Below are 1996 nucleotides of genomic sequence, written 5' to 3'. Positions count from 1 at the left end.
CCTGTTCACTCCTACTGAATGCAGGAACTTCTTCAAACACGCTGGATATGAATGCAATTAAACGCGACACGCTTTAGCAGCAATTGCCTATCTGCAACCGGTCACACGCGGCGAACTCACCCAACTCTTCGGCAAGGACGTCAGCCGCGATACAATTGCCAGCCTAAGACACGCCGGGTTCCTCGGCACCGGCCCGCGCAGCCCCACCTCCGGCGCGCCTTTACACTTATGTAGCCACCAAACACTTCCTGTCGGCTTCCGCCTCGATACCTTGCGCGATCTGCCTGACATCGAGCAGCTCGAAGACGCCGGCTTGCTCAGCCGGCAGGCACTTCAGACCGACGCGCTAACCGAGCAAGAGGACGGGGAGGGCGAAGAAAGAGGAGCGACTTAGAATTCCAATTACTAAACCGCGCCCTCTCTTCCCAGAATGAACCCCTGTCGGCGGGCGAACAGGCCACCATGAAGTTTGAGGCCGTTGCGCTGGCTGGCCTATCCGTTGAGAGCGTCTTTCAGAGCTTTTGCGGGTGCGAAGGTGAGTTTCTTCGATGCCGCGATCTGGATTGTTTCGCCGGTCGCCGGATTGCGGCCCTGGCGCGCGGCCGTTTCCTTGACCTTGAATTTGCCAAATCCAGTGAGGTTGGTTTCCGTTCCATTCATGGCGGCTTTTGTGATTTCCGCGAAGATGCTGTCGGCATGGGACAATTCCTTTGTTTTTGACAAAGATCTTTATGCCAATCCAGGTGTAGCTGACATAGTAGTCCAGTTCGCCTTGCGGGCAGTCATCCCCAGAAACTGGTAACTTTTGCAACAGAGTCGGCTGGAGCAAGAACCCGCCCCCTTTTCGATGAATCGAATGTGAAGTGGCATGTGTGCTGGGGTCTGATTCAAGCTTTCCAACAATGAGAGCGATTTGATGGGCCGAGCATTGAGCAGCGATCTTCGGGAACGGGTACTGAAAGCTTCGCAAGAAGGCGTTTCGGACCGGCTGGCTGCTGCCAGGTTTGGTGTGAGTGCCTTGAGTGCACCCACTGCCAGAAAATACAGTGAATTTCCGGTCAACCGCCTGCTTTGAAATCGGTCATATTGACCCATCCTTCTTGGCCGTTGCCTCCAAAAGTAATTTTGCAAAAGGTGGAATTGATGGCACATTCTTTGACGAACCCACCATCATTCGGGCGTACTTGCCCAACGAGAGCTGTCTGCGGATCCGCTCCACCAAATGCCGGCTTATCACTACCACTGATATTGTAGTAAGGAACATCCGGCGAATATCGATTAGTCCAGTTTGGGTCAATTTGCGTTTCGGGGATAGGTGGAGCGGTGTCCACCACTGCGTTTACCTCAGTCTGAGGAGTGTTTCCTACCGAACTCTCAGACACACAAGCAGCCAGCAGGCAACCGATGACGACGAGCGACAGGGCTGTACGCTTTTTTATTGATTCCACTCTACTAACTCCATTTAGTGCACCCATAAAGTTCATTACAAACTTCGTAACAAGTCCGCGACTGCGTGATAAACGCTTATAGAACTTAGATTTTGGGCGCGAATGTGTTAGCCTCATAAATGAGCCTGTTAAAATTTTCTCTGACGCACCAATTTTTCCCGTTCTGGGAGCGCCTTTCAAGCTATGTGAACTCTATTGCCAATTTGTTGCTCCCGCTTTGACTTGGTAGATCGTTTTGATGTTTGCGACACTACCATTGTGGTCACCGGCTCTTCGGGGGCAGGTCAGAAGAATGGTTTTGCCTTCATTGCGATGGAAAAATCACTGGGGCGCAAGCTACAGACAATCTTTGGCAATGTCCGGGATGCGACGCTTCGTCGACGGATATCTTTGCTTCTTCGTGGTGGTTGGATGACAGCAGTGAAAAACCAAAACCCGTTGACTGTTCGGCTACAAAGAAGCGGCCAGAGCCTTAGAGCCAGATTTAAAAGTAGTTGAGTGATATCAACGAGTTGTGATTCAACCGTCTTTGTCGAGAAGATGGAGGA

4 protein-coding genes and 1 pseudogene are annotated in these 1996 nt (G+C 51.8%); 2 read left to right on the top strand and 3 right to left on the bottom strand.

Annotation, left to right across the window (positions count from 1 at the left end; genetic code table 11):
• The first annotated feature begins 82 nt into the window (after positions 1-82).
• On the top strand, positions 83-394 hold the full coding sequence (locus Q0835_RS29740; RefSeq protein WP_298967084.1) for an SMC-Scp complex subunit ScpB: 312 nt from the start codon (positions 83-85) through the stop codon (positions 392-394).
• Positions 395-492: 98 nt separating this feature from the next.
• Here the strand turns inward: Q0835_RS29740 and Q0835_RS29735 are convergent, their stop codons facing one another.
• Positions 493-723, bottom strand: a complete 231-nt coding sequence (locus Q0835_RS29735) for an HU family DNA-binding protein (RefSeq protein ID WP_298967081.1) — start codon at positions 721-723, stop codon at positions 493-495.
• Between the two features lie 193 nt (positions 724-916).
• On the opposite strand from Q0835_RS29735, the pseudogene Q0835_RS29730 reads away from it, so the two are divergent.
• A pseudogene (locus Q0835_RS29730) lies at positions 917-1012 on the top strand (IS630 family transposase); the annotation flags it as partial.
• Positions 1013-1058: 46 nt separating this feature from the next.
• Here the strand turns inward: Q0835_RS29730 and Q0835_RS29725 are convergent.
• Both Q0835_RS29725 and Q0835_RS29720 read right to left on the bottom strand, forming a co-directional pair.
• The gene (locus Q0835_RS29725; protein ID WP_298967079.1) at positions 1059-1448 is read right to left on the bottom strand and encodes a hypothetical protein; all 390 of its coding nucleotides are present in this window, start codon (positions 1446-1448) and stop codon (positions 1059-1061) included.
• A 284-nt stretch (positions 1449-1732) separates the two neighbouring features.
• On the bottom strand, positions 1733-1996 hold a 264-nt coding region (locus Q0835_RS29720; RefSeq protein WP_298967077.1), incomplete at its 5' end, for a hypothetical protein.

Origin of the sequence: uncultured Roseibium sp., assembly GCF_947499295.1 — a bacterium.
GTDB lineage: Bacteria > Pseudomonadota > Alphaproteobacteria > Rhizobiales > Stappiaceae > Roseibium.
Note: the sequence above shows the minus strand (reverse complement) of the source record. Positions and strands in the feature narration are given on the sequence as shown.